Genomic DNA, 25,469 nt, shown 5'->3' on the forward strand with positions numbered 1-25,469 from the left:
GGGGTGCGCGGTTCCCCGCGCCCCCGAGGAAGCCGCTCATCCCTTGCTGACGGCCGCGAGGATCTCCGGCAGGCGCCTGGCCGTGCCCGGGGCCGCCAGGCGCAGGCCCGCGTAGGTGATCGCCGCTCCGTAGGCCGCGCCCACCGGGAGCAGCAGCCAGCTCCATGTGTCGCCGTCCGCGCTGACGTTGGCCCAGATGGTGAGGGCGATGACGGGGGCGCAGAGCAGGGCCGCCGAGATCATGCCGCCGAAGATGGAGATCCAGGCCAGGCCTGCCTGGCCGGGGGCGACGTTCTTGTGGCTGCCCTGGGGGATGGAGTAGGGGAAGCGGGCCGAGGTCCAGGCGCCGGTGGCGAGCATCGCGCCGAGGAGGGCGAAGGACAGGCCGAGGACCTCGGGGAGCCGCTGCCAGTCGCCGAGCAGCGCTGTCGTCAGGACGGTCACGAGTGCCGCGTACGGCAGCGTGATCACCAGCAACGCCAGTGCGCGGGCCCGGAGTTCGACGTAGGCGTCCCGGGTGGTGGAGATCGTCGTCGCGACCATCCAGAACGCGGACGTGTCCTGGCCGAACTGGTTGTACATCTGGATGCCGAGCATCCCGGCCGCGAAGCACGCGAAGTACACCGAGCCCGTGCCCTGCAACGCGTTGAACACCGGCACGATCAGCCCGATCGCCAGTGAAGTCACCCACGCGGCCTTGGTCTTGGGGTCGCGCCACACGTACCGCAGGCTGCGTTCCATGACCGTCCCCGTGCGGCCCGACGGGAGGAGGCGGGACAGGCCGCCCGCGGACGCCCTGTCCTTCGCCGCCGGTTCCGCGGACTGGATCGTGGAGCCGTCCGGTGCCGTCATCAGTTTGGTCAGGCTGCGGAACCAGAGCAGGATCAGGGCCGCCAACGCGGCCACGGACAGGACCAGTTGGGCGGCTGCCAGGCCGTACGAACCCCTGCTCACCGAGTCCACCGCGCCGACCGCCGTCGCCGGTGGCACCCAGCGCACCACCTCGGCCACCGGGTCGAGCCGGGACAGGCCGGACGAACCGAGGTGCTGCACACCGAAGTTGACCAGCTGCGCGCCGACCGCGATCACCAGCCCGCTGAGCACCGCGAGGTCGCGGCCCTTGCGGCTGGTCAGCAGGCGGATGTTGGCGGCGGCGACCGCCCGCGCGAGGGCCACGCAGATCAGCAGCGCGAGCGCGACCGCCGCCACCGCCGTGACGTACGCGGCGGGCCCGTGCGCCACCGCGATCACGGACCCCAGCAGCAGCAACAGCGTGAACACCGGCCCGATCCCCACCAGCGAGGCCGCCAGCAGCGCCTGTACGAGGGGCCGGGGCCGCAGGGGCAGCATCACCAGGCGCGTCGGGTCGAGGGTCTCGTCGCCGGACGGGAAGAACAGCGGCATCACCGCCCAGCCCAGCCCCAGGACCGCGGCGAGGAGGACGACCACGGAGACCGCGCTCGCGTCCCCGCGCAGCGCGATCAGCCCGATCAGCTGGAGGGCGGCGATCAGCAGCGCCACGACCGCCGAGGCGACGTACGCGGCCCGGCGGCCACCGGACTGGCGCAGGCCGTTGCGGAGCAGGGACAGCTTCAGGCGGACGACGACCGGGAGGATCGAGGCGGGTGCCGTGGTGTCGGTCATCGGGCGCCGCCGCCCAGCCAGTCGAGGTCGGAACCGTGGTCGCGGGCACCGGCGCCGACGAGTTCGAGGAACGCCTGCTGGAGCGTGGGGGACGTGCCCCGGACCTCGGCGAGCGTGCCCTGCGCGCGGATGCGGCCGGCCGCCATCACGGCGACCCAGTCGCAGAGGGACTCGACGAGCTCCATGACGTGGGAGGAGAAGACGACGGTGGCGCCGGAGGCGGTGTAGCGCTCCAGGACGCCCCGGATGGTCTGCGCGGAGACCGGGTCGACGCCCTCGAACGGCTCGTCCAGGAACAGGACTTCGGGGTTGTGGAGGAGAGCGGCGGCGAGCCCGATCTTCTTGCGCATCCCGGTCGAGTAGTCGACGACCAGCTTGTGCTGGGCCCCGGCCAGATCGAGCACGTCGAGCAACTGCGTGGCCCGCTTGTCCACCTCGGCACCGGGCAGCCCGCGCAACCGCCCGCTGTAGCCGAGGAGTTCACGCCCCGAGAGCCGCTCGAACAGCCGTAGACCTTCGGGCAGCACCCCGATCCGCGCCTTCACGGCCACGGGGTCGGTCCAGACGTCGTGCCCGACGACCTCGACGGCCCCCTGATCGGGCCGCAGCAGGCCGGTCACCATGGAGAGGGTGGTGGTCTTCCCGGCCCCGTTGGGCCCGACCAGCCCGATGAACTTCCCCGCGGGCAGTTCGAGATCGATCCCGGCGACAGCAACCTGCTGCCCAAACCGCTTCCACAGCCCACGCACACTCACAGCCGACGTCATGCCGTGCAGCCTACGGTCAGGGCTCCCGCCCGAGGGGCGCGGGACAGCGCCGGCCTACGGCTCCGCCGCGGGCCCCGCCCGGCCCCCGCCGGCCTACCGGTCCCGTCCGCACGCGTAGGCGAGCGGCGAGATCAACTCCTCGGCGTCCGGCAGCCAGCGGTTCGCGGCGGTGGGCCGGCAGGCCCACTGCACCGCGCCCCGGGACCCGAACCGCGTGGGCGGCGCGGCCACGTATCCACCCTCGCCGAGCACCACCAGATCCAGCGACGCGGGCGACCACCCGATCCGCCGCACCAGATCGGGCACCTTCACCGACGCGCCCGGCAGCACGAAGAACTCCATCCGCCGCGCCGGCGTCACCATCACGGGCCCGAGCGTCAGTTCCATCCGCTCCATCCGGGCCAGCGCGAGAAATCCCGAACTCTCCGGGACGGAGATCGCGTCGAACGTCCGCCCCGTGGGCAGCAGAATCGAGGACGCCGGCTGCTTCTGCCACATCCGCCGCGCGACCGTCGCACTGCCCGTCGCCTGGGTCGCCCAGTCCTCACGCGCCGGGTGTGCGCCGGGTGCGGCGCACGCGGTGTCGCCACAGGAGCAGTGCTGCACCCCGTCGACGGCTTCCAGCCAGGTGCCGGGGAAGACGTCCCAGTGGCGCTCCTCGGCGTAGCGTACGGCTGTCTCCAGCAGCGATTCCCCGCGCTGCTTCGGAATCTGAGCGGCATCGGTGCCCGCGATCGTCTCGTCCACGCCCAACACAACTCCCGCGTCCACCTGGAGTTACGGGCGTAGCGCGCGCGGGGGTGGGGCATCGATTCCGCAACCGGGGCGCATGGAGGCATGTGCGGGGGCGCGCGGGAGGAACGGCAGCGGGACGTGGGTAGCCACCTGTGGGGCGGGTTCCAGCTTTCACCCCGGCATTCCTCGCATGCTTCGCATTTTCGCCATGTTCGCTGGGCATTGATCTTCACGGCCGGATCTTTTCGCTTCAGGGGTTGTTCCCAGGGGGTACGCCATGGCCGCAAGGCCACTTGTCGCGCGGCAGCCGAACGAACGGCTGCAGGCGCTCATCCAGGAGGCGGGGTGCTCGAACGCCGGGCTGGCCCGCCGGGTCAACATGTGCGGCGCCGAGCACGGTCTCGACCTGCGCTACGACAAGACGTCCGTGGCCCGCTGGCTACGGGGACAGCAGCCGCGCGGGCGGGCGCCGGCGATCATCGCCGAGGCGCTGGGCCGCAAGCTGGGCCGGACGGTCACGATCGACGAGATCGGCATGGCCAACGGCAAGAACCTCGCGTCGGGCGTGGGCCTGCAGTTCTCGCCGACCGTCCTCGGGGCCATCGAGCAGGTGTGTGAGCTGTGGCGCAGTGACGTGGGACGGCGGGACTTCCTGTCCGGTTCGTCGGTCGCCGCCTCCGCGCTGGTCGAACCGAGCCGTGACTGGCTGATCTCCTCGCCGGACTCGCAGGTCGCCCGTGCGGCGGGGCCGCGCGTGGGGCAGTCCGACGTGGCGGCCGTGCGCGCGATGACCCAGGCGCTGAGCGACCTGGACCACCAGTACGGCAGCGGTCATGTGCGCCCGGTCGTCGTGCACTACCTCAACAGTGTCGTCTCCGGCCTGCTGGCGGGGTCGTACCGGGAAGCCGTGGGGCGTGAACTCTTCGCCGCCGTCGCCCGGTTGACGGAACTCGCCGGGTACATGGCCGTCGACACCGGTCAACCCGGCCTGGCGCAGCGGTACTACATCCAGGCGCTGCGTCTCGCGCAGGCGGCGGGGGACCGGGGATACGGCGGCTACGTGCTCGCCGCGTCCATGAGCCACCTCGCCGCACAGCTCGGAAACCCGCGCGAGATCGCCCAGTTGGCACGGGCGGCGCAGGAGGGGGCGCGGGGGCGCGTGACCCCGCGGGCCGAGGCGATGTTCTACGCGGCGGAGGCGCGCGGGCACGCCCTGATGGGGGACGCGCGGTCCGCGCAGCTCGCGTCGGGGCGCGCGGTGAGCGCGCTGGACGCGGCGGATCCCTCGTCCGGTGACGACCCGGCGTGGATCGGGCACTTCGACGAGGCCTATCTCGCCGACGAGTTGGCGCACTGCCACCGCGACCTGGGCCAGGCCGAGGCGGCGGCGCGGTGCGCGCAGGAGTCGCTGGACGGGCACCCGGAGTCGCGGGCGCGCCGCCGGGCCATCGGCTACGTCCTGCTGGCGAGCGCGCAGGTGCAGCAGCGCGAGGTCGAGCAGGCCTGCAACACGGGCCTGAAAGCGGTGGAGTTGCTCGGCTCGCTGCGCTCCAACCGGGGCGCCGAGTACCTCGACGACTTCCAGCAGCGGCTGGAGCCGTACCGGGACGAGCCGGTGGTCAGGGAGTTCGGGGCACGGATGGAGTTGCAGGCCGCCGCGTGAACGGCGGGGGGACCGACGGGTGAACACCGCTCCGGTGCGGAAAGGAGTGCGGACAGCGGCACTTGGAGCGGATACGGGTCCGGGACTGTTACGGCCGTCACAAGACGGCAGGTCCGGTCCGGTGCTGCGTGGCACCGGGCTCGGGGTACCCGGTAGCGTGAGCCGACGATCCCGTAGGTCCCCCATTCGTAGGAGTCCCGGTGACGCAGAGTGGACAGGGCGAGGAGCCCTCGGCGCGACCCGCGCGCGAAGGCATCGTGCTGCCCTCCGACGGAGGTGAACCCCTCCTTCCGGGTATGACGGGCGGACGCGGTGACCAGCAGTCGGGCGGGCAGCCCTCGATAGCACCCCCGACCAGGGGCCAGTCGTGGGGCGGGCCGTGGGGCCCGGACCAGCACGACCAGCAGCAGAGCCCGGCCCCGCCGCCGGGCCAGGGCTGGGGCGAGCCCCGGCAGCAATGGGGCGGCGCCCCCGAGCAGCCCGCGTGGGGCGCCCAGGACGGCATCCCGGCCCAGCCGGGCGCGCTGCCCGAGGAGAGCGCCCAGCACGCGGCCTACGGCGTGCAGCAGCAGTCGTACGCCCAGGAGTACCCGTCGGGGTACGCCCAGGAGCCCGCCGCCGGGTACGTCGGCGCGGGCTACGCGGCCGACCAGTCGCCCGCGATATCCCAGGGCGCCGGGCAGAACTACGGCTACGGATACGGCGGTTCCGCGGCCGAAGGGCACCAGGCGGCCGCCGGCCCCCTGCCGTCCGCGTTCCCGAGCGCCCCGCTGCCGCCCGCCGACGAGGGGGCCACGCAGTACATCCCGGCCGTGGCCAACGTGCCCGGTGACGAAGGCGCCACCCAGTTCCTGCCGCCGGTGCCGGCCGCGCCCGGGGACGAGGGGGCGACGCAGTTCCTGCCGCCCGTCACGTCCGGGGCGCTGCCGCCCGAGGTGCCCGCGGGGCCGATGCCGCAGGCCGCGCACCCCGACGCGCAGCCCACCCAGTTCCTGCCGCCCGTGCCCGCGCAGGACGCCGCTCCCGGGTACGGGGGACGGCCGGGCGGGCCGGACGACCGGCAGCCGCCCGCCGAGTTCGACAACCTCTTCCGCAGCGACGCCGGGGGCGAGCAGCCCGCCGGGTCCACCCAGCAGATGCCCCGCTTCCAGCAGCCGCCGCGCGCGGAGCAGCAGGGACCGGGGTACGGGCAGGCCCAGGCGCCGTACGCGCAGCAGGGGTACGCGCAGCCGTCGTACAGCCCGCCCGGGGACGGCGGCGGCCGGCGCGGCGGGCAGGGCGACGACGGCGGCCGGGGCGGGCGCCGCTCGCGGGTGCCGCTGATCGCCGGGGTCGGGATCGGGATCGCGATCCTCGGGGTCGGCGCCGGGGCGCTGCTCAGCGGGGGCGGCGGCAAGAGCGACGACAACAAGACGGTGGCCGCGACGTCGGCCGCCACGGACGGTTCCTCGTCGGCGGGCACGGATGCCGCGAAGGAACAGGCCGTGGCCCTGGACAAGCTGCTCGCCGACAGCGGCAGCAGCCGGGCCTCGGTGATCAACGCCGTCGGCAACGTGAAGGCCTGCAACAAGCTCGGCGAATCGGCCTCCGACCTGCGGGACGCGGCCAAGCAGCGCGCCGAACTGGTGACCAGGCTGTCCGGGCTCAGCGTGGACAAGCTGCCGGACAACGCGGCCCTGACGACCGCGCTCACCAGCGCGTGGAAGGCGTCCGCCTCGGCCGACAACCACTACGCGACCTGGGCCGACCAGACCGCGGGCAAGCGCGGCTGCAAGAAGGGCCAGGCCCGCACCACCGCCGAGACCGGGGCGGGCAACGCGGCAAGCGGCGTCGCCAGCAACCAGAAGGTCAAGGCCGCGGCCCTGTGGAACACGATCGCGAAGAAGTACGGCTTGACCCAGCGGCAGCCGACACAGCTCTGAGAACGCCGGGCGCGGGCCCCGAAGGGACCCGCGCCGCCCAGCCGTCCACCGCCCTGATCCGGATCGTCCTGATCCGGATCTCCCTAGTCCAGGTCGGCGCTCTCCAGCGTGCTCGTCATGTCGAAGAAGCCTTTCTTCGCCGAGACCAGGACGCCCTTGCGGACGACCTGGAGGGTCACGCAGGCGTTCACCAGGCGGGCCAGGCCGACCGACGCGAGATTGTTGTCGCGGGAACTCCACTGGAGGGTCGGCGTCAGCCCGCCCGTGTTGACCTTCACACCGTCGTCGAGGGCGCGGCGCACGGTGTCGGAGGTGATGTCGCCGCTGCCGAGCGAGTTCACGACCGCCTTGAAGGCGGTGTACGCGATCCAGGTGGTCTGCACGCCCGCGTCCGCGGGATCGATGCGGTTGTCACCGAAGGCCACCTCGTTGACGGCCTTCTTCATCGGGTCCCAGCGCGCGTCGCTCGCCACCGGGTACCAGCCGGTGATGTACGACCCCTCGTACGGCCCGGACTGCCCGCCCGTCGAGTTGATCTCGGTCTGGTCGACACTGCCGAGCACGGTCGCGGCGTGCACCGCGGGATAGTCCTGGCGGTCGCGCCGGAAGGAGTCCATGAAGGTGTCGGTACGGTCCCCGAGCGAGGGCACCACACAGCCCTCCTTGCCCGAACCGCCGCTCGCGCTCTCCAGCGCCCGCGTCGACTGACTCGAGTACTCGGTCGCGTCGTCGGCCGCGAGCTGGTCGGTCGCCGGAGCGTGGCCGCCCGCCGCGAGCCCCGCGTTGAGCAGCGGGGGCAGGTCGTCGCCCGCGATGGAGTCGGGCCGTACGAGGGTCACCGGGCCGCAGGCCGGGGCCAGTTCCTTGCCGAGGCCCGCGAGTAGCGCCGGCTGGCCGCCGTTGACGGGGTAGGACAGGGCGCGGGTGAACTCCTCGGTGGTGACGCCGTAGCCGCCTATGTACGGGATGCCGGCGCCCTCCAGCGGGGCGAAGAACGAGTCGCTGAACTCGCTGTAGGAACCGACCACCGCGACGACGTTCTCCGTCACCGCCTCCCGGGCGCACTTCGCCGCGGACACGCTCGTGTTGTGGTCGTTGCAGGTCAGGACCTTGAGCTTGCGGCCGTTGATCCCGCCGTGCTTGTTGATCCACTTCGCGTACGCCGTCGCCATGGCGGGCATGCCGGGTTTGTTGGTCGCGCTGGTGTCCCACGGCGCCCAGGTCATGACGGTGATGGAGTCGCCCCCGGAGCCCCCCGTGACACCGGGGATGACCCCGCACCCGGCGAGGAGGGACGCACACGCCCCCAGGGCCGCCGCCGACAGGGCGGTCGCTCTGACGGGCCGGGTGAGGACGGGGAGGAAGGTGCTGCGGTTGCGTCGCCTGCCGGTCATGTCCACACACGCTTCCGCCACACCGCGAACCGAGGAGTGAATCGGGGTCAACAGACAGTGACGTGGGGGTGAATTACGGGGGGTGTTCCTGTGCGTGTGACAAGGAACGTACGATCGATGACCGTGCAAGGTTCGGAGAACTCTTCCCGTCGCCCCCGTCGCTCCTCCACCATGGGCGGCATGCCACTGAACGACATGCCCTGGTGGCGCTGGCGCAGCAACGTGCGTTCCGCGCTGCACATGCTCTCCGACCCGGTGTTCCAGCAGAACGTCTGGCTGGCGGGTGTCGACGGATACGGCGACGTCACCGACGCCGTCTACCGCCTCGTCGAGGACACCTGGCTCGACAACTGGTCCGCCGAGAAGTACGTCGGCACGATCTTCCGCGACTCCCAGGAGGCGGCCCTCGTCGACACCGCCGTCCTGCGCGTCCTGCGGATCATGCACCAGGTGGGCCCCGACGCGCAGGTCTCCGCGTACGTCGACCACCAGGCGTGGCCGGAGGCCGTGCGGGCGGCGCGGGACGCGCATGTGCGGATGGCGGTGAGCGACGGGGAGGACCCGGACGCGCCGCCGCGGACGCTGGAGGTCCTGCAGATCATGGCGCGGTCCGCGTAACGCCGGGTCCGCGTGCGCGGACGGCGGGGTGGATTCCGGGTCCGTCGGCGGGTCCGTCGTCCGGTGTGGGCGTGGGTGCTGGTGCCGTGCGTTGTGGCTGGTCGCGCAGTTCCCCGCGCCCCCGAGGGGATTCGGGTTCGGGCGGGCGGTTCCTCGTGCCCGGTCGGGTCCGGGTGGCGGACGGTGATGTGGCCGCTCAGGGGGATATGGGACCCTGTCCGGCATGAACGCGCAGTCCACCCCCGCCGCGGCCGACGCCGACCAGTACGTCCTCACCCTGTCGTGCCCCGACAAGCAGGGCATCGTGCACGCCGTGTCCAGCTACCTCTTCATGACCGGCTGCAACATCGAGGACAGCCAGCAGTTCGGTGACCACGACACGGGACTGTTCTTCATGCGCGTCCACTTCTCGGCGGAGTCGCCGGTGACGGCGGAGAAACTGCGGGCGAGCTTCGCGGCGATCGGTGACTCCTTCCACATGGACTGGCAGATCAACCGGGCCGCGGACCGGATGCGGGTCGTGCTCATGGTCAGCAAGTTCGGGCACTGTCTGAACGACCTGCTGTTCCGGGCGCGGATCGGGGCGTTGCCGGTGGAGATCGCCGCGGTGGTGTCCAACCACACGGACTTCGCCGAGCTGGTGGAGTCGTACCACATTCCCTTCCACCACATTCCGGTGACGAAGGAGAACAAGGCCGAGGCGGAGGCGCGGGTGCTCGACCTGGTCCGCGAGGAGAACGTCGAACTCGTCGTCCTCGCGCGGTACATGCAGGTCCTCTCCGACGACCTCTGCAAGGCGCTCAGCGGACGGATCATCAACATCCACCACTCCTTCCTGCCGAGCTTCAAGGGCGCGAAGCCGTATCACCAGGCTCATCTGCGGGGTGTGAAGCTGATCGGGGCGACGGCGCACTATGTCACCGCCGACCTCGACGAGGGGCCGATCATCGAGCAGGAGGTCGAGCGGGTGGGGCACGACGTCACCCCGGACCAGCTGGTGGCGATCGGCCGCGATGTCGAATGCCAGGCGCTGGCGCGGGCCGTCAAGTGGCACGCGGAACGCCGAATCCTCCTGAACGGACGCCGGACGGTCGTGTTCGCCTAGGAGCGCCCCGGGGGTTCCGGGTGCGGCTGCGGCTGCGGCCGCGGGCAGGTAGGGGCCGGTCGCGCAGTTCCCCGCGCCCCTGAGGGGATTCGGGTTCGCGGGGTCGAAGCGCGGCGTGGCTCCCCATGCCCCAGAGGGGGGTGCGCGTCTCGAACTGCGTGCGCGTCCGATGTGGCTGGTCGCGCAGTTCCCCGCGCCCCTGAAACGGGCCCCGGATCCCAAAGAGCCCCAGACAACCACGGACTACCCGCACTCGCCCTCAGACAGAAGCCCTCCCAGGGGCGCGGGGAACGGCGCGAGCAACCACGGACTACCCGCACCCGTCCTCAGACAGAAGCCCTCCTAGGGGCGCGAGGAACTGCGCGACCAGCCCCCACGTACCCGCACCCGCTCTCGCACGGACGCTCTCCCAGGGGCGCGAGGAACTGCGCGACCAGCCACGGACTACCCGCACCCATCCTCAGCCGGACGCCCTCTTAGGGGCGCGGGGAACTGCGCGACCAGCCCAAAACGCACCCGCACTCGCCCGCGAACCCCCGCCAAACCCGCCCCCGCCCCACCCCTACATCCGGCTCAACGACGCCGTGGCGAACAGCACGTCCCGGATCGCCTCCCGGTCGCCGAGCTGTCCCGCGGCCGCCTCCTCCGGGGAGACATGCCCGGCGGCGAGATGGCAGAACTCGACGCCGTCCAGGGCGACATGGGCGACTTCCCGCTCCGCCGACCCCACCGCGCCGGGCGAGTCGAGGGAGATCAGCCACTCGCCTCCGCCATGCCCCTCGATCTCCAGCCGAAGACTCCGACCGGCCTCCCCCGCACCGACGAGATGCCGCCCGCTCACCGGCGAGGCCAGTCCGAGCTGACGCCGTGCGGCCAGCGCGGACGGCAGCACGCGCGCGGCGAGATCGATCATCCGGTTCAGATGACGCGGGGACGGCGGCCCGTACGGATAGTCGACGGCCTCGGCGATGTCCCCCGCGTGGATCCAGCACTCGAAGGCCCGGTCGAGCATCGCATCGTGCAGCGGAAGCTCGAAATCGCCGTAGGACACGGCCAGTCCGCCGGTGCTGCCGCCGGTGAAGGACACCGTGCGGACGATGTTGTGGCTCTGCTCGCGCCACGGCGAGCGGATGGACCGGGTCGGCGGGAAGTGCGAGGACTTCCAGTACGCCTCCGTACGCGACGCCGGCGTCGACGGCTTCGCGGTCTCCCCGGTGAGCGGGTCGTCGAGGCCGAGCGCCGCCGCGACCAGGCCGTCGACGGTCAGCAGATGCGCGATCACCCCGGCGACGGTCGTACGACGGCTCGTCGGCCCCATGCCGTCGAACCACCGCAGCCGCACGGGCGCGTGCCACTCGGCGTCACCTATGTCCTGGAGCAGCGCGTCCAGCCGCGCCGTCTCCGCGTCGTACGGCGTCGCCCACTCCGGCACCGGGATGCGCGGCGGCCGGCGGTCGAAGGAACCGGTGAGGACACGCGTCCGCAGCCCGGGGTCGAGGTCGAGCGGTTCGACGGGGTGCAGGAGGCCGACCGCACCGCGCAGCCGCAGCGCCTCGTCCGCGCAGGACCCGCATTCGCCGAGGTGTTCCTCCACGGCCGCCGTCTCCTCCGCCGAGCAGGCGGCCAGCGCCCACGCGCCGAGCAGCGCTTTCAGCACCCGGTGTTCCAGCATCAGCGGCGCGGGCCGGGTCGCGGCGGCGTCGAGGTCGGGCAGCGGACGGCCGCTGTCCTCCACGGAGGCCCGGGGCATCGGGATGCGCGGCGGCTCACCGCCACCGGCCTCGCCGCGCGAGCCCTCGTCGCTCCCGGGTCCATCGGGCCCGTCGGGTCCACCGGATCCACTTGATCCGTCGGAATCGCCGCTACCGCCCGGCCCGCCGCGCGTACCGTCGCCGTCGTCGTTCACCGAACCGCCGTTCCCGGAGCCGTCGTTCACAGGGTGGCCGTGCTCAGCACCGCCGGGCCTGCCGGACCCACTCGCCCCACTTGCCCCACTCGCCCCACCTTGCGCGGGCACGACCCCCTCACCCTCACCGAACCCGTCGTGCCCCTCGTAGCGCTCGGCGCTCTGGAAGTCGTCCCGCCACGCGTCGCTCACGTGCCACCCCTCGCTCCCGGTGGTGTGCCGGCGTCGTGGGCGGTGGACAGGAGCTGGAGGCCGAGGCGCAGGCGGCGGCGGGCCTCGTCCTCGGTGACGCCGAGGTCGACGGCGGTCTGGCGGTAGTCACGGCGCTGGAAGTAGGCGAGGTCCAGGGCGGCCCGCAGCGGGGCGGGCATCGACGTGACGATGTAGTCGGCGCGGGCGGCGACGGAGGCGCGGCGGACCTTGCGCTCCAGTTCCTCCGCGGATTCCTGGCCGTCGCGGCCCTCGCGGGCGAGCGCCGCCGTCTCGGTGGTCCGCAGCCGCTGCACGGCGAGCCGGTGGGTCAGCGCGGCCACCCAGGAACGCAGCGGGCCCTGCTTGGGGTCGTAGGCGTCGGGGTGTTCCCAGACGTGGGCGAAGACCTCGCGGGTGACGCCGTCGGCCGCGCGCTCGTCTCCCAGGACGCGGTGGGCGAGGGAGTGCACGAGGGAGGCGAAGCGGTCGTACAGCTCGCCGAGGGCCGCCGCCTCGCCGCGCGCGAGGCGCTGCTGCATCTTGCGGTCCCAACGGGGCGGTGCGTCCTTCGTCGCCATGCGGCCCCCTTCACCGTGCCTGTGCCCGAGTCAAGCGTGCGCTCACCGTCTCTTCGAATGTAGTGGGCACGTCCGACAGCGCACCCCCCATTCTGCAATTGCACGCCCCCGAAGCGACGCAGGTGGTAGCGGATCTGCGCCTACCCTGCCCACACCTGATCGAACAGGATCGAAGCCGACTAAAACAAGCCTCTTCCGACCGGTTTCCGTTTCTGTCCCTGTGTTTCAGGGAACGGCCGCTGGGCAGCCGCGCTGGAAGGAAGCGTAGGTACAACTTCCGTTTCCGGACGGTTTCCGGGAGTTCCGGCTAGCGAAAGGCGCGACGGTGGCCTTCAAAGTGAACGACGGCGGGCGCGGCGGCTGGTCCGTGCTCCTCGTGTCCGGCGAACTGGACCTGGTGACCTCGCCGGTGCTGCGGCAGCGGGTGCACGACGTGGTGGCCGAGGGGCAGCACAGCCTGGTCCTCGACCTCTCCGACGTGCTGTTCTGCGACTCCAGCGGTGTCGGCGTGCTGATCGCCGTCCGGCGCCTGATCCGCTCCTGCCAGGGCCACCTGCGCGTGGTCCTGCCCGCGCAGGGAGCCGTCGACGGCTCGCATGTGAACCGGGTTCTCGGCGCCCTCGGTGTGCGTCGCCTCTTCGACGTCTACCCCGATGTGATGACGGCCACAGAGGACGAGCCCGAGGACGAGGCGGACCCCCTCTCGGCGTGACGTGGCGGTTTCCGGCGTGACGTCGTTGTTTCGGAATTTCCCCGGTCTTGGCACAAGCGTCGTTTTCCGCTCCCGGACCCGCCCCGGCGTCGTACGCTCCGTCCCAAGCGCACCCCACATGAGTAAGGCGGCCCGAAAGACATGGTCAGCACCGAGTACGAGCGACGGATCGCGGCCCGGTTCGCCACCTTCGACCAGGACGGCAACGGGTTCATCGACCGGGAGGACTTCAACTCGGCGGCCAAGGCGCTGCTCGCGGAGTTCGGCACGGCGGCCCGCTCCGACAAGGGCCAGGCCCTGTACATCGGCGCGGAGGCGTTCTGGCAGGGCATGGCGGGCATCGCGGACCGGGACGGCGACCAGCGCGTCAGCCGGGAGGAGTTCGTGGGCGGCGCGGTCAAGCGGCTGCGCGACAACCCGGAGCGCTTCGCCGAGATCGGCCGCCCCTTCCTGCACGCGGCCCTCGACATCGCGGACCCGGACGGTGACGGCTCGGCCACGATCGCGGACACCGTGCGCGTCCTGAAGGCCCTCGGTGTGCCGGACGACATCGCCGCGATGGCCGCCGACGCCCTCGACACGGACAGCGACGGCAAGGTCGGCGAGGCGGAGATCGTCTCCTCCTTCGCCCGCTACTTCACCGTCCCCGAATAGCGTTCCCGCAGCTTGTACTTGAGCACCTTGCGCAGGGTCTCGTTGCGCGGAAGGGCGTCCACGATCTCCAGCTGCTCCGGCAGCTTGTGCACGGACAGTCCTTCCGCGCGCAGATAGGCCGTCACGGCGGGCAAGGTCAACTCACCCGCGCCCGGCGCCTGTTCGACCACCGCGCAGACCCGCTCCCCGCGCTCGGCGTCGGGCAGCCCCACGACGGCCACGTCCCCGACGTCCGGATGCGCGGCGAGCAGGTCCTCGATCTCCTTCGCCGAGATGTTCTCCCCCTTGCGGATGATCACGTCCTTCAGCCGCCCGGTGAGAACCAGATGCCCGCTCGCGGTCAGCTCCCCGAGGTCCCCGGTCCGCAGGAACCCGTCCGCGTCGAACGCCTCGGCGGTCTGCGCCGGGTCCAGGTACCCCTGGCACACGGCCTCCCCGCGCAACCGGACCTCCCCGTCCGCCGCGATCCGTATCTCCATCCCGTCCGGCGGCCGTCCCTCGGTCGTCGCCAGGTTCTCCACGGTGTCGTCGGGCGCCCCCATGGTGATCATCGGCACCTCGGTCATGCCGTATCCGTGGGTGAGCTGGACCCCCATCTCCCGTACGACGGAGTGGTAGACCTCCGGCGGCTTCGGCGCACCGCCGCCCGCGAGCAGGCGTAGCGAGGGGATGACCTTCTCGCCCGGCTGTCTGCGCTGCTCGGCGAGGAACATGGAGTAGAAGGCGGTCGAGCCGCCGGCCACCGTCACGCCGTGCTTGCGGTACTCCTCCAGGGCGTCCGGCAGGGCGAACTGCTCGAACATCACCGCGGGGAAGCCGTACAGCAGGAGCATCACCGTGTAGTCGGGCCCCGCTATGTGCGCGTAGGGGAAGGCCATGGAGCCCACGTCGTCCGCTGTGAGGCGCAGCGCGTGGGCGAGGCAGGAGCCGCCCGCGATCAGTGAACGGTCCGTGTGCAGTACGCCTTTGGGGTTGGAGGTGGTGCCGGAGGTCCAGTAGATCCAGCGCACGGAGGTGCCGTCGGACGGCGGGGCGGGGAGCAGGGCCGGGTCGCCGTCGGGGAGCCGGGAGCCGTCGTACGCCTCGAAGATGCCGCGTGCTCCCAGCCGGCGGGCCATCTCCGTGTGGTCGAAGCCGCGCCAGACGCCCGGTACCGCGAAGTACTCCGCCTTCGACTCCCTGAGCGCGAAGCCGACTTCGCGGTCGCGGTAGAAGGGGATGACCGGGGTCTGCACGGCGCCCAGGCGGGCCAGCGCGAAGGAGAGCAGGGCCGTCTCGATGCGGGTGGGGAGCTGCCAGGCGACGACCGTCCCGGGGCGGACGCCCATGCCGTACAGGCCGGCCGCGACCCGCTCCGCGCGGTCGCGCAACCCGCCGAAGCTCAGGGCCCGGTCGTCCTGGAGGAACACCGGGCGGTCGGGGGTGAGATCGGCGCGGCGCGCGACCAGGTCCCAGAGGGTGCGGGAGGAACTCAGGGAGTGCGCCGTCTCGTTCATGGTCCCCCTCCTTGGCTGACGACTCGTCAGGTGACATGCTATCTGACGGGTCATCAGATAAGTACCGTCCCGGCGGAGGGGAACCCATGACCACCGAACTGCCCCGCATCATCAGCGTCGACGACCACGTCATCGAACCCGCGCACCTCTTCGAGACCTGGCTGCCGAAGAAGTACCGCGACCGCGGCCCCCGGCCGCTCACCGCCGGAATCGGCGAACTCGCCTACGTGGCGGGCAAGTACCAGATCACGATGGACCCGGAGGGCCCGCCCACCGACTGGTGGATCTACGAGGACCTCAAGTTCCCGTACAAGCGCAACATCGCCGCCGTCGGCTTCGACCGCGACGACATGACCCTGGAGGGCATCACCCGCGAGCAGATGCGCCCCGGCTGCTGGGACCCGGCCGAGCGGCTCAAGGACATGGACCTCAACCACGTCGAGGGCTCGCTCTGCTTCCCGACCTTCCCGCGCTTCTGCGGCCAGACCTTCGCCGAGGCCCACGACAAGGAGGTCGCCCTCGCCTGCGTCCGTGCCTACAACGACTGGATGGTCGAGGAGTGGTGCGGCGACAGCGGCGGCCGGCTCATCCCGCTGTGCCTGATCCCCTTGTGGGACGTGGAGTTGGCCGTGGCGGAGATCAGGCGCAACGCGGCACGCGGCGTACGGGCGATGACCTTCTCCGAGATCCCCACCTACCTGGGACTCCCGTCCATCCACTCCGGCTACTGGGACCCGTTCTTCGCCGTCTGCCAGGAGACCGGCACGGTCGTCAACATGCACATCGGCAGCAGCTCCCAGATGCCCGCCGCGTCCCCGGACGCGCCGCCCGCGGTGCAGGCCTCGCTCTCCTTCAACAACGCCATGGCCTCGATGATGGACTTCCTCTTCAGCGGCGTCCTGGTGAAGTTCCCGACCCTCAAACTCGCCTACTCCGAAGGCCAGATGGGCTGGATCCCGTACGCCCTGGAACGCGCCGACGACGTGTGGGAGGAGCACCGCGCCTGGGGCGGCGTGCGGGACCTGATCCCCGAGCCGCCGTCGACGTACTACTACCGTCAGATGTTCTGCTGCTTCTTCCGCGACAAGCACGGGGTCGCCTCGCTGGACGTCGTGGGCCGGGACAACGCCACGTTCGAGACCGACTATCCGCACGTCGACTCGACCTTCCCGCACACCAGGGAAGTCGCCCTCGACCATGTGAAGGGCCTCGACGACGAGACCGTCTACAAGCTGATGCGGGGCAACGCGATCCGCATGCTGGGCCTGGACCTCGACCGGTAATGGACCTCTCCTACACCCCCGAGGAGGAGGAGTTCGGCACCCGCCTGCGGGAGTGGCTGGCCAAGGTGCTCCCCACCCTCCCCGCCAGGCCGTCCCCGGACGACTGGCCCGGCCGCCGTGCCTACGACTGCGGCTGGCAGCGGATGCTGTACGACGCCGGGTACGGCCCTGTGCACTGGGACGCGTCCCCGACGACCCGGCTGATCTTCCTGGAGGAGACCGAGAAGGCGGGCGCGCCCTACGTGGGCGCCAACTTCGTCGGGCTGCTGCACGCCGGGCCGACGATCGCCGCCGAGGGGACGCCCGAGCAGCGGGAGCGCTGGCTGCCGCCGGTGCTGCGCGGGGACGAGGTGTGGTGCCAGGGGTTCAGCGAACCCGGGGCCGGGTCCGACCTCGCCGCGTTGCGCACGCGTGCCCGGCGGGACGGCGACGACTACGTGGTCAGCGGTTCCAAGATCTGGACCTCGCACGCCGAAGTCGCCGACTGGTGCGAGCTGTTGGTCCGGACGGACGCCACGGCGCCGAAGCACCGCGGGATCAGCTGGCTCGCGATGCCGATGTCCGCGCCGGGGATCACCGTACGACCGCTGCGGACGCTGGCCGGGTCCGCGGAGTTCGCCGAGGTGTTCCTCGACGAAGTGCGGGTGCCCGTCGGAAACCGGGTGGGGGACGAGAACGACGGGTGGCGGGTCACGATGGTGACCCTTTCCTACGAGCGCGGTACGGCCTTCGTCGGCGAGGTCGTCGCCTGTCGCCGGGTACTGGGCGAACTGGCGGCGGAGGCGCGGCGGAACGGCTGCTGGGACGACGCGGTGCTCCGGCGGCGGCTGGGCCGGCTGAACGCGGAGTTCCGGGCGCTGTGGCGGCTCACCCAGTGGAACGTGAGCGAGGCGGAAGCCTCCGGCGGGGTTCCGGGTGTGGGCGGGTCGGTCTTCAAACTCCGCTACTCGCACGCCCGTCAGGAGCTGTACGACGTGGCGGCGGATGTTCTCGGCGCCGACTCCCTCGATCGGGAGCGGCCTTGGGTGCTGGACCGGTTGTCGTCGCTGTCGTACACCATCGCGGCCGGTACGTCGCAGATTCAGCAGAACATCGTCGCTGAGCGGATTCTCGGCCTGCCGAAGGGGCGCTGACGTGCGGTTTCAACTCACCGATGAGCAGCAGGCGTTGCGGGCCGCCGTGCGGGACGTGGTCGGCCGGCGGTCGGGCCCGGGTGCCTGGGGGCTGGTCGCGCCCCACGGCGGAGCCGTTGACGCACACGGCCCCGCGCCCCTGGAGGACGCTCCCCGGCTGGACCGGGATGCGTGGCTCGCCCTCGGAGAGCTCGGGGTGTTCTCGCTGTGCCTGCCCGAAGCGGAGGGGGGTGCCGGACTCGGCCTGGCCGAAGCCGTGGTGGTGTTCGAGGAGCTTGGGCGGGCGCTGGTGCCCGGGCCGTTGATCGCCACGCATCGCGCTGCCGGGGTGGTGCCCGGGGCGGCCACCGGGGAGACGGTCGTCGCCGCCGCCGACGGCAGCCTCGTGGAGTGGCTGGACGAGGCCGACGTCGTGCTGCCGGGGGCCGAGGGGGCCGTGGCGCTGCGGTCGGTGGACCCGTGGACACCGGTGCATCGGGTGCCGGCCCCGGGACGGAGTGAGCCTGCCGCCGTGCTGCTCACCGCCGCCGAGCAGCTCGGCACGGCCGCGCGGGTGGGGGAGCTGGCGGTGCAACACGCCCGGACCCGCGAGCAGTTCGGGCAGCCGATCGGCGCCTTCCAGGCGATCAAGCATCTCTGCGCCCAGGCGCTGGTACGGGTCGAGGTGGCCCGGGCCGCGGTGTACGCGGCGGCCGTGACGGGGGACCCGGTGGACATCGCGGCGGCCCGGCTGCTCGCCGACGAGGCGGCCGTACGCGGGGCCCGGGACTGTCTGCAGGTGCATGGCGGGATGGGCTTCACCTGGGAGTCCGAGGTGCATCTGTCTCTGAAGCGGGCGTGGGTGAGGGCTCGGCGTGGCGGCGGGGGCACGGAGAGTGAGGAGTTGCTCGCGGCGGAGCTGGCGGGCCTCGCGGGCTAGCGGGGGCGCCTGCCTGCGGGGATCGGAGGAGGAGTCGACAACGATGTCGCGGATCGTGGCATATGGCCGTCACGGAGCGTTGACATCGGGTTGTGTCCTACGTGTGACTTGTCACGGCCTGGAGTCGCCCGGGGGCTCCGGTACCTTGTGTGGGATGCGAGTGGTTCACGGTGCGAGCCATCCCGGTGTTGCCTGTGGGGCGGCGCCGGATCGGGCGGTGCGCTCCGCGGCTCGTACGGCAGAACGGGCTTTCACCCCTGCCTGTTCGACTCCCCGCGACGAGCGTCGCACAGTATCCCGCACACGTACTCCTTCGCGCTGGAATATGCCCGAAGCGCTTGTTGGGGTGACTGAACGTCAACCATGCTGTCTCGCAAGGGATTCACGTTCCGTGACCCCGGTTCTGGCCGTTGTTCTGACCATGCAGGAAATGGCTACGATCGTGGCCCTCGTGAGGCGCGAGGCTAAGTGTCCGCCGGTTCGGATGGTGTGAGCGGTGCAGGTGCTTCAAGTGCAGCTGGAGATCCGGCCCGACCCCGCGGAGGTGGGGCGGGCCCGACGTTGGGCGCGCTCGCGCCTCGCCGGGTCCGGGATAGAGGCCGACGAACCGCTCGCCGAGACGCTGATCCTGCTCGTCTCCGAACTCGTCACCAACGCCGTGGTGCACACCGGCTGTCCGGCCGTGCTGCGGCTCTCGCTGCCGGGGGTGGTGACCGAGTCGGCGACCGTACGGCTGGAGGTCGCCGACACCAGCTGCAAGGCGCCCGTGCCGCGGTGCGCCGAGGGTGACGAGACCGGCGGTCGCGGCCTGGCCCTCGTGGACGGCCTCGCCGACCGCTGGGGCTGGAGCGCCGAGGGCACCGGCAAGCGCATCTGGTGCGAGCTGGACCGGGACAGCGAACCCCGGGAGGCCGCCGCCGCGTTCGGAGGCGGTGTCACGCCGTACGAGGGCTTCGAGTTCGAGGGTTTCGCGTACGAGGCCGTGTAGCCGGCCGGTCGCCGGAGCCGTGTGACCGGTGTCCGCGCTGGTCGGCGGGTGTGCCCGGGGCCGCCGTGTAGGTGCTGTCTGCAAGTGCCGGGCGGAGATGCGCCGGGGTGTGCTTCCGTGCGCGCCCGGTGACAAAGAGGGTCTTAGGGCACATTTCCCCGGATGGGCGTTGACGCGACGTGACCGTGTGGTCACGCTGGTGAGCAGCGATTCGCCGCGAGGGGACGACGAGGGCTCCGGTGACGGGGGTCCTCGGCGAGTGTGGGTCGTGTTCGGCGTGGGGTCTCCTCGGGGCGGGGGCCAGGACGGGTACGCCGGAGTCGGATGGCGGCACGCGGTGCCGTGCTCGGGGCGGGCAGCAGCGGGCCGCCATCCGGCCGTAAGCCCGGCCCTCGTCGCGACCGGACCGCCCTAGAGGACGGCGATCGGGGCCACCGGGGTTCCCGTGGCGCCCACGAAGGGCTCGGGCATCGCGGAGAGGAAGAACGCGTAGCGGTTCTCTTGTCCACAGGCTGTGGACAACTCTTCGAGATTCCAGTTCTGGCCCTGCAGCATCCCCATCTCGACCAGGTCGAGCGCGTGCACCGGCAGCCACAGGTCGTCGATCTCCGGCGGGAAGATCTCGAAGGTGAGCGTGTCGTTGGCGACCGCCGCGACGTCGCGCGCGTGGAACCACTCCGGCGTACGGACCGACAGCCCGGGTGACGGATAGCCGTACCCGTGCTTGTCGCCCGCCAGATACACCTGCACCTGCCCGGTCCGTACGAGCACGATGTCGCCCGCGCGGACCCGCGTACCCGCCAGCTCCTCGGCCGCCTCCAGGTCGTCCGGGGTGACCGCGTGGCCTCCTTCGAGGCGGTCGACGCCCCGCGCGCGGGCCACGTCGAGCAGGACCCCGCGCGAGACGATGTGCCGGGCCTTGTCGATCCCGCTGAACTCGGCGCCGCCGTGCGGGGTCACGGTGCCGGCCGGTCGGCCGTTGTAGAGCTTCCCGGAGTGCGAGACATGGGTCAGCGCGTCCCAGTGCGTGCCGGCCTGGAGCCCCATGGTCACGGCGTCGTCGCTGCACGCCACCGTTCCCGGGCCGAAGAGTTCCTGGTTGATCTGCACCATCGCGTGCAGGGGGTTGACGCGCCCCGGGATCATCCCCGTCTGGACGCCGTCCTGCCGGAGCGGGAGGGCGAGCGGGACGCGGCGGCCGGTGCGGATCTCGGCGGCGGCCGACCGGACCACCTCGTCCGTGATCAGGTTCAGCGTGCCGATCTCGTCGTCCGACCCCCAACGGCCCCAGTTGTTCACGCGCTTGGCGATGTCGTGGAACTCCGGACCAAGTGTCGGCGCTGACATCGGGGCCTCCCCGGGGCTTGTCTCCAGGCATCTGACGGGTCGTAGAATCTGAGTCGAATCTAACGGACCGTCAGAAACTGCGGGAGGGGCCGGACATGGGGAACTTCTTGGCAGGCAAGGTCGTCGCCGTCACGGGGGCCGGGCGGGGGATCGGGCGGGCGGTCGCGCTCGCCGCCGCCGCCGAGGGGGCGCGGGTCGTCGTCAACGACTACGGCGTCTCCATGGACGGGGCCTCGCCCACGAGCGAGATCGCCGAAGGGGTCGTCAAGGAGATCCTGGCGGCCGGAGGCGAGGCCGTCGCCGTCGCCGACGACATCTCGACGATGGCCGGCGGGCAGCGGGTCGTCGAGGTCGCGCTGTCCTCGTTCGGACGGATCGACGGAGTGGTGTGCGTCGCCGGGATCCTTCGGGAGCGGATGCTCTTCAACATGTCCGAGGAGGAGTGGGACCCGGTCCTCGCGACCCATCTGAAGGGGACGTTCACCGTGTTCCGGGCCGCCGCGGCGGTGATGCGGAAACAGCGGGCCGGAACCCTCATCGGATTCACCAGCGGAAACCACCAGGGCTCCGTCTCGCAGGCGAACTACAGCGCCGCGAAGGGCGGGATCATCTCGCTCGTGCGGAGCGCCGCGCTCGGCCTGAACAAGTACGGGGTGACCGCCAACGCGGTGGCGCCGGTCGCCCGTACCCGGATGTCGGCCAACGTGCCGATGGAGCTGGCGGAGATCGGGTCGCCGGAGGACGTCGCCGCGATGGTGGTCTATCTGCTGTCGGACGCGGCTCGGGAGCAGCGGATCACCGGGCAGGTCTACACCGTCGCCGGACCGAAGATCGCGGTGTGGGCCCAGCCGCGGGAGCTGCGGGCCGCGTATGCCTCCGGCGGGTGGACGGCCGACCGGATCGCGGAGTTCCTGCCGGGGTCCGTGGGGGTCGATCCCATGCCGATGCTCGCTCGGCTGGAGGAGATGGAGCGGGCGGCGCGGGAGGGGGAGCGGCCCAACGCCTAGTGGAGCGGGCGTGTGCGTCGGGGGCCGGTCGTGCCCGCGCGGCGGAGCCGCGGATCGATACGGCCCCGCGCCCCTGGGGGAGTTGGCCTGGACTGTGTTCTGGAGGAGCCGCTGTGGAATTCGGATTTGCTGCCGAGGACGATGCGTTTCGGGCGGAGGTCCGGGCGTGGCTTTCTGAGCATGCTGATGCCGATCCGGACCGTCGCGTGTGGGAACGGACGCTCGGCAAGAGTGGGTGGATAGGGCTGGGCTGGCCGGAGTCCGGCTACGGGAACCGCACCGGCACGCTCACCCAGCAGGTCGCCTGGGCCGAGGAGTACGCCCGGTCCCCCGCGCCGCCGCGGTCCGGGCACATAGGCGAGAACCTGCTCGCCCCCACCCTCCTCGCGCACGGCACCGACGAGCAGAAGTCCCGCTTCCTGCCCGCCATCGCCGCCGGGGACGAGCTGTGGTGCCAGGGGTACAGCGAGCCGGGGGCCGGATCGGATCTCGCCGGGGTGCGGACCGCGGCCGTACGGGAAGGGGGCGGTTACCGGATCAGCGGGCAGAAGATCTGGACCTCGCTCGCCCATGAGGCCGACTGGTGTTTCGTGCTGGCGCGGACCGAGGAGGGGTCGCGGCGGCACCACGGGCTGAGTTTCCTGCTCGTGCCCATGGACCAGCCGGGGCGCATCGAGGTCCGTCCCATCCGGCAGTTGACCGGGACCAGCGAGTTCAACGAGGTGTTCTTCGACGGGGCGCTCGCCCGGAGCGAGCATCTCGTGGGGGACGAGGGCGGCGGCTGGGGTGTCGCCATGAGCCTGCTCGGCTTCGAGCGGGGCGTGTCGACGCTCGCCCAGCAGATCGGTTTCGCCGGGGAGTTGGGGCGGGTGCTGGAGGCCGCCGTCGCCTCCGGGGCGGTGGCCGATCCCGTCGTACGCGATCGACTCGTGCGGCAGTGGGCCGAGTTGCGGGCCATGCGGTGGAACGCGCTGCGGACGCTGGGGCGGGCCGGGGACGCCGGGGCGCCCAGTGTGGCCAAGCTGCTGTGGGCCGGGTGGCATCAGCGGCTCGGGGAACTGGCGATGCAGGTGCGGGGGCCCGCGGCGACGGTCGGGGCGGTGGACTGGACGCCGTCCCTGACGTACGAACTCGACCTGTTCCAGCACCTGTTCCTCTTCTCCCGGGCCGACACGATCTACGGCGGCTCGGACCAGGTTCAGCGCACGATCATCGCCGAGCGGGTGCTCGGTCTGCCGAGGGAACCCAAGGGGGTCGTCTGATGCGCGGTGTGGTCTTCGACGGCAAGCGGATCCAGGTCGTGGACGATCTGGAGGTGCGGGAGCCGGGGCCCGGGGAAGTGCTGGTGGCCGTCTCGGCGGCCGGGCTGTGCCACAGCGATCTGTCGGTGGTGGACGGGACCATCCCGTTCCCCGTTCCCGTGGTGCTGGGGCATGAGGGTGCCGGGGTGGTCGAGGCGGTGGGCGCGGGGGTCACCCATGTGTCGCCCGGGGACCATGTCGCCCTGTCCACGCTCGCCAACTGCGGTACCTGCGCCGACTGCGACCGGGGGCGGCCGACCATGTGCCGACAGGCGATCGGGCGGCCGGGGAAGCCGTTCACGCGGGGCGGGGAGGCCCTGTACCAGTTCGCCTCCAACTCCGCCTTCGCCGAACGGACCGTGGTGAAGGCCGTGCAGGCCGTACGCATACCGGAGGACATCCCCATGCCGTCCGCCGCGCTCATCGGGTGCGGGGTGCTGACCGGGGTCGGGGCCGTGCTCAACCGGGCCCGGGTCGCCCGGGGGGACAGCGTCGTCGTGATCGGGACCGGAGGCATCGGGCTCAACGTCCTCCAGGGGGCCCGGATCGCGGCGGCGTCGCGGATCGTCGCCGTGGACGCGAACCCGGCGAAGGAGGAGGCGGCCCGGCGGTTCGGCGCGACCGACTTCCTCACGTCCACGGACGGCGTGCGGGAGCTGCTGCCCACGGGGGCGGACCACGTCTTCGAGTGCGTCGGCCGGGTCGAACTGGCCCGCCAGGCCGTCGACCTCCTCGACCGCCACGGCCAGGCGATCCTCCTCGGCACGGCACCGGCGAAGGCGGAGGCGTCCTTCCTCGTCTCGTCGATGTTCCTGGACAAGTCGATCCTCGGCTGCCGCTACGGCTCCTCCCGGCCCCAGCACGACATCCCGCTGTACACCCAGCTCTACCGTCAAGGACGGCTCATGCTCGACGAGTTGGTCACCCGGACGTATCCGGTGGAGGAGGTCGAGAAGGCGGTCGGCGACCTGGAGGCGGGACGCGTGGCCAGGGGGGTGCTCACGTTCTGAGGTGAGCGGGCGGCGGCTGGACGCCGGTGGCTCCCGCCGCCCCCGCCGCCTCCGTGCGGAACGTGCGGCGGTATCCCGTCGGGGTGACCCCCAGGGCCGTCTGCAGATGCTGGCGCATGGACTGGGCCGTGCCGAAGCCGGCGTTCGTGGCCACCTGGTCCATGGAGAGGTCGGTGGACTCCAGGAGGTGGCGGGCGCGTTCGACGCGCTGCTGGGTGAGCCACTGACCGGGGCTGACGCCGACCTCCTCGCGGAAGCGGCGGGTGAAGGTGCGGACGGACATCGCCTCCTGCTCGGCCATGTCCCGCAGCTGGAGGGGTTCGTGGAGGCGGCCGAGGGCCCAGGCGCGGGCGGCGGTCGTGGTCGCGACCTGCGGGTCCGGGACCGGGCGGTGGATGTACTGCGCCTGGCCGCCGTCGCGGTGCGGCGGTACGACGGTGCGGCGGGCGACGTCGTTGGCGACGGCGGTGCCGTGGTCGCGGCGGACCATGTGCAGGCAGAGGTCGATGCCGGCGGCGACACCGGCGGAGGTGAGGACGTCGCCGTCGTCGATGAACAGGACGTCCGCGTCCACCTCGATCTGCGGGAACAGTTCCTGGAAGCGCTCGGCGTCGGCCCAGTGCGTGGTGGCGGGGCGGCCGTCGAGGAGACCGGCGGCGGCCAGGACGTAGACGCCGGTGCAGATGGAGGCGAGGCGGGTGCCGGGCCGGATGCGGGCGAAGGCGGCGGCGAGTTCGGGGGTGAGGACGCCGTCCTCGAAGACCGGGCCGAGTTCGTACGACGCCGGGACGATCACGGTGTCGGCGGTGGCGAGGGCCTCCGGGCCGTTCGGGACGTGGATGGCGAAGTCGGCGTCGGTGTCGACCGGGCCGGGCGGGCGGACCGAGCAGGTGACGACGTCGTAGAGCAGGCGCCCCTCGGCGTCGCGGGGGCGGCCGAAGATGCGGTGCGGGATGCCGAGCTCGAAGGGGAGGAGGCCGTCGAGGGCGAGGACGACGACGCGGTGGGGGCGGTGCTCCGGCCCGGACTCTCGGCTCATGGCCCAATCCTAGCGAATGCTGTCCTTCGGGCCAGTGGCTCGGCCGGGACGGATGG

General features: G+C 71.9%; 22 protein-coding genes. 13 read left to right on the top strand and 9 right to left on the bottom strand.

Translation table 11 applies throughout. The features are described from left to right. Positions 1 to 36 precede the first annotated feature (36 nt). The 3 genes from ACIPTO_RS07125 to ACIPTO_RS07135 all read right to left on the bottom strand — a co-directional run bounded on the left by ACIPTO_RS07125 (position 37) and on the right by ACIPTO_RS07135 (position 3,167). Positions 37 to 1,644 (bottom strand): transporter, encoded by a 1,608-nt coding sequence (locus tag ACIPTO_RS07125; protein ID WP_401190010.1) that lies wholly within the window; start codon positions 1,642 to 1,644, stop codon positions 37 to 39. Then, positions 1,641 to 2,411, bottom strand: a complete 771-nt coding sequence (locus tag ACIPTO_RS07130; protein WP_366316936.1) for an ABC transporter ATP-binding protein — start codon at positions 2,409 to 2,411, stop codon at positions 1,641 to 1,643. Before ACIPTO_RS07130 ends, ACIPTO_RS07125 begins: the two co-directional genes overlap by 4 nt. Before the next feature lie 93 nt (positions 2,412 to 2,504). Further along, positions 2,505 to 3,167 carry a bifunctional DNA primase/polymerase gene (locus ACIPTO_RS07135; RefSeq protein WP_401190822.1) on the bottom strand — a complete coding sequence of 221 codons (663 nt, stop codon included), beginning with the start codon at positions 3,165 to 3,167 and terminating at the stop codon, positions 2,505 to 2,507. A 256-nt stretch (positions 3,168 to 3,423) separates the two neighbouring features. Here ACIPTO_RS07135 and ACIPTO_RS07140 point away from each other — a divergent pair, with 256 nt between their 5' ends. After that, positions 3,424 to 4,809 (top strand): transcriptional regulator, encoded by a 1,386-nt coding sequence (locus ACIPTO_RS07140; RefSeq protein ID WP_328829957.1) that lies wholly within the window; start codon positions 3,424 to 3,426, stop codon positions 4,807 to 4,809. A gap of 200 nt (positions 4,810 to 5,009) precedes the next feature. Then, complete coding sequence (locus ACIPTO_RS07145) at positions 5,010 to 6,731, top strand: hypothetical protein (protein ID WP_401190012.1); 1,722 nt, start codon at positions 5,010 to 5,012, stop codon at positions 6,729 to 6,731. 83 nt (positions 6,732 to 6,814) lie between these two features. Here ACIPTO_RS07145 and ACIPTO_RS07150 read toward each other — a convergent pair whose 3' ends face one another. After that, the gene (locus ACIPTO_RS07150) at positions 6,815 to 8,125 is read right to left on the bottom strand and encodes an ABC transporter substrate-binding protein (RefSeq protein WP_401190013.1); all 1,311 of its coding nucleotides are present in this window, start codon (positions 8,123 to 8,125) and stop codon (positions 6,815 to 6,817) included. Positions 8,126 to 8,242: 117 nt separating this feature from the next. Here ACIPTO_RS07150 and ACIPTO_RS07155 point away from each other — a divergent pair, with 117 nt between their 5' ends. Both ACIPTO_RS07155 and purU read left to right on the top strand, forming a co-directional pair. Further along, positions 8,243 to 8,743, top strand: coding sequence for a hypothetical protein (locus tag ACIPTO_RS07155; protein WP_366316928.1), 501 nt, complete (start codon positions 8,243 to 8,245; stop codon positions 8,741 to 8,743). A gap of 223 nt (positions 8,744 to 8,966) precedes the next feature. Then, positions 8,967 to 9,848 (top strand): formyltetrahydrofolate deformylase, encoded by an 882-nt coding sequence (gene purU, locus ACIPTO_RS07160; RefSeq protein ID WP_328829953.1) that lies wholly within the window; start codon positions 8,967 to 8,969, stop codon positions 9,846 to 9,848. Between the two features lie 562 nt (positions 9,849 to 10,410). On the opposite strand, the gene ACIPTO_RS07165 is transcribed toward purU, so the two are convergent. Together ACIPTO_RS07165 and ACIPTO_RS07170 are read right to left on the bottom strand one after the other, a co-directional pair. After that, the gene (locus ACIPTO_RS07165) at positions 10,411 to 11,784 is read right to left on the bottom strand and encodes a zf-HC2 domain-containing protein (protein WP_401190824.1); all 1,374 of its coding nucleotides are present in this window, start codon (positions 11,782 to 11,784) and stop codon (positions 10,411 to 10,413) included. Between the two features lie 158 nt (positions 11,785 to 11,942). Beyond that, positions 11,943 to 12,524: a sigma-70 family RNA polymerase sigma factor gene (locus ACIPTO_RS07170; protein WP_366316925.1), complete on the bottom strand. Its 582-nt coding sequence runs from the start codon at positions 12,522 to 12,524 to the stop codon at positions 11,943 to 11,945. A 325-nt stretch (positions 12,525 to 12,849) separates the two neighbouring features. Between ACIPTO_RS07170 and ACIPTO_RS07175 the strand changes: the two genes are divergently transcribed. Then, complete coding sequence (locus tag ACIPTO_RS07175) at positions 12,850 to 13,236, top strand: STAS domain-containing protein (RefSeq protein WP_366316923.1); 387 nt, start codon at positions 12,850 to 12,852, stop codon at positions 13,234 to 13,236. A gap of 141 nt (positions 13,237 to 13,377) precedes the next feature. Next, on the top strand, positions 13,378 to 13,890 hold the full coding sequence (locus ACIPTO_RS07180) for an EF-hand domain-containing protein (RefSeq protein WP_366316921.1): 513 nt from the start codon (positions 13,378 to 13,380) through the stop codon (positions 13,888 to 13,890). On the opposite strand, the gene ACIPTO_RS07185 is transcribed toward ACIPTO_RS07180, so the two are convergent. Then, positions 13,869 to 15,386: a class I adenylate-forming enzyme family protein gene (locus tag ACIPTO_RS07185; RefSeq protein ID WP_401190015.1), complete on the bottom strand. Its 1,518-nt coding sequence runs from the start codon at positions 15,384 to 15,386 to the stop codon at positions 13,869 to 13,871. The genes ACIPTO_RS07180 and ACIPTO_RS07185 overlap by 22 nt on opposite strands. A gap of 86 nt (positions 15,387 to 15,472) precedes the next feature. Between ACIPTO_RS07185 and ACIPTO_RS07190 the strand changes: the two genes are divergently transcribed. The 4 genes from ACIPTO_RS07190 (at position 15,473) to ACIPTO_RS07205 (ending at position 19,709) form a co-directional block, all read left to right on the top strand. Next, on the top strand, positions 15,473 to 16,669 hold the full coding sequence (locus ACIPTO_RS07190; protein ID WP_401190017.1) for an amidohydrolase family protein: 1,197 nt from the start codon (positions 15,473 to 15,475) through the stop codon (positions 16,667 to 16,669). Further along, positions 16,669 to 17,802 (top strand): acyl-CoA dehydrogenase family protein, encoded by a 1,134-nt coding sequence (locus tag ACIPTO_RS07195; protein ID WP_401190019.1) that lies wholly within the window; start codon positions 16,669 to 16,671, stop codon positions 17,800 to 17,802. Before ACIPTO_RS07190 ends, ACIPTO_RS07195 begins: the two co-directional genes overlap by 1 nt. A gap of 1 nt (position 17,803) precedes the next feature. Beyond that, complete coding sequence (locus tag ACIPTO_RS07200; protein WP_401190020.1) at positions 17,804 to 18,721, top strand: acyl-CoA dehydrogenase family protein; 918 nt, start codon at positions 17,804 to 17,806, stop codon at positions 18,719 to 18,721. Between the two features lie 511 nt (positions 18,722 to 19,232). Next, positions 19,233 to 19,709 (top strand): ATP-binding protein, encoded by a 477-nt coding sequence (locus ACIPTO_RS07205; protein ID WP_366317130.1) that lies wholly within the window; start codon positions 19,233 to 19,235, stop codon positions 19,707 to 19,709. 411 nt (positions 19,710 to 20,120) lie between these two features. Here the strand turns inward: ACIPTO_RS07205 and ACIPTO_RS07210 are convergent, their stop codons facing one another. Then, positions 20,121 to 21,056: a cyclase family protein gene (locus tag ACIPTO_RS07210; RefSeq protein WP_366316911.1), complete on the bottom strand. Its 936-nt coding sequence runs from the start codon at positions 21,054 to 21,056 to the stop codon at positions 20,121 to 20,123. A gap of 95 nt (positions 21,057 to 21,151) precedes the next feature. Between ACIPTO_RS07210 and ACIPTO_RS07215 the strand changes: the two genes are divergently transcribed. The 3 genes from ACIPTO_RS07215 (at position 21,152) to ACIPTO_RS07225 (ending at position 24,374) form a co-directional block, all read left to right on the top strand. Beyond that, positions 21,152 to 22,063 (top strand): SDR family oxidoreductase, encoded by a 912-nt coding sequence (locus ACIPTO_RS07215; protein ID WP_401190021.1) that lies wholly within the window; start codon positions 21,152 to 21,154, stop codon positions 22,061 to 22,063. Between the two features lie 113 nt (positions 22,064 to 22,176). Then, positions 22,177 to 23,325, top strand: coding sequence for an acyl-CoA dehydrogenase family protein (locus ACIPTO_RS07220; protein ID WP_401190023.1), 1,149 nt, complete (start codon positions 22,177 to 22,179; stop codon positions 23,323 to 23,325). Next, on the top strand, positions 23,325 to 24,374 hold the full coding sequence (locus ACIPTO_RS07225; protein ID WP_401190024.1) for a Zn-dependent alcohol dehydrogenase: 1,050 nt from the start codon (positions 23,325 to 23,327) through the stop codon (positions 24,372 to 24,374). The genes ACIPTO_RS07220 and ACIPTO_RS07225 overlap by 1 nt, the downstream gene beginning before the upstream one ends. On the opposite strand, the gene ACIPTO_RS07230 is transcribed toward ACIPTO_RS07225, so the two are convergent. Continuing rightward, complete coding sequence (locus ACIPTO_RS07230; protein WP_366316903.1) at positions 24,364 to 25,413, bottom strand: helix-turn-helix domain-containing protein; 1,050 nt, start codon at positions 25,411 to 25,413, stop codon at positions 24,364 to 24,366. The genes ACIPTO_RS07225 and ACIPTO_RS07230 overlap by 11 nt on opposite strands. Between the last annotated feature and the right edge of the window lie 56 nt (positions 25,414 to 25,469).

The organism is Streptomyces sp. NPDC090083, from assembly GCF_044747445.1.
Taxonomy (GTDB): domain Bacteria; phylum Actinomycetota; class Actinomycetes; order Streptomycetales; family Streptomycetaceae; genus Streptomyces.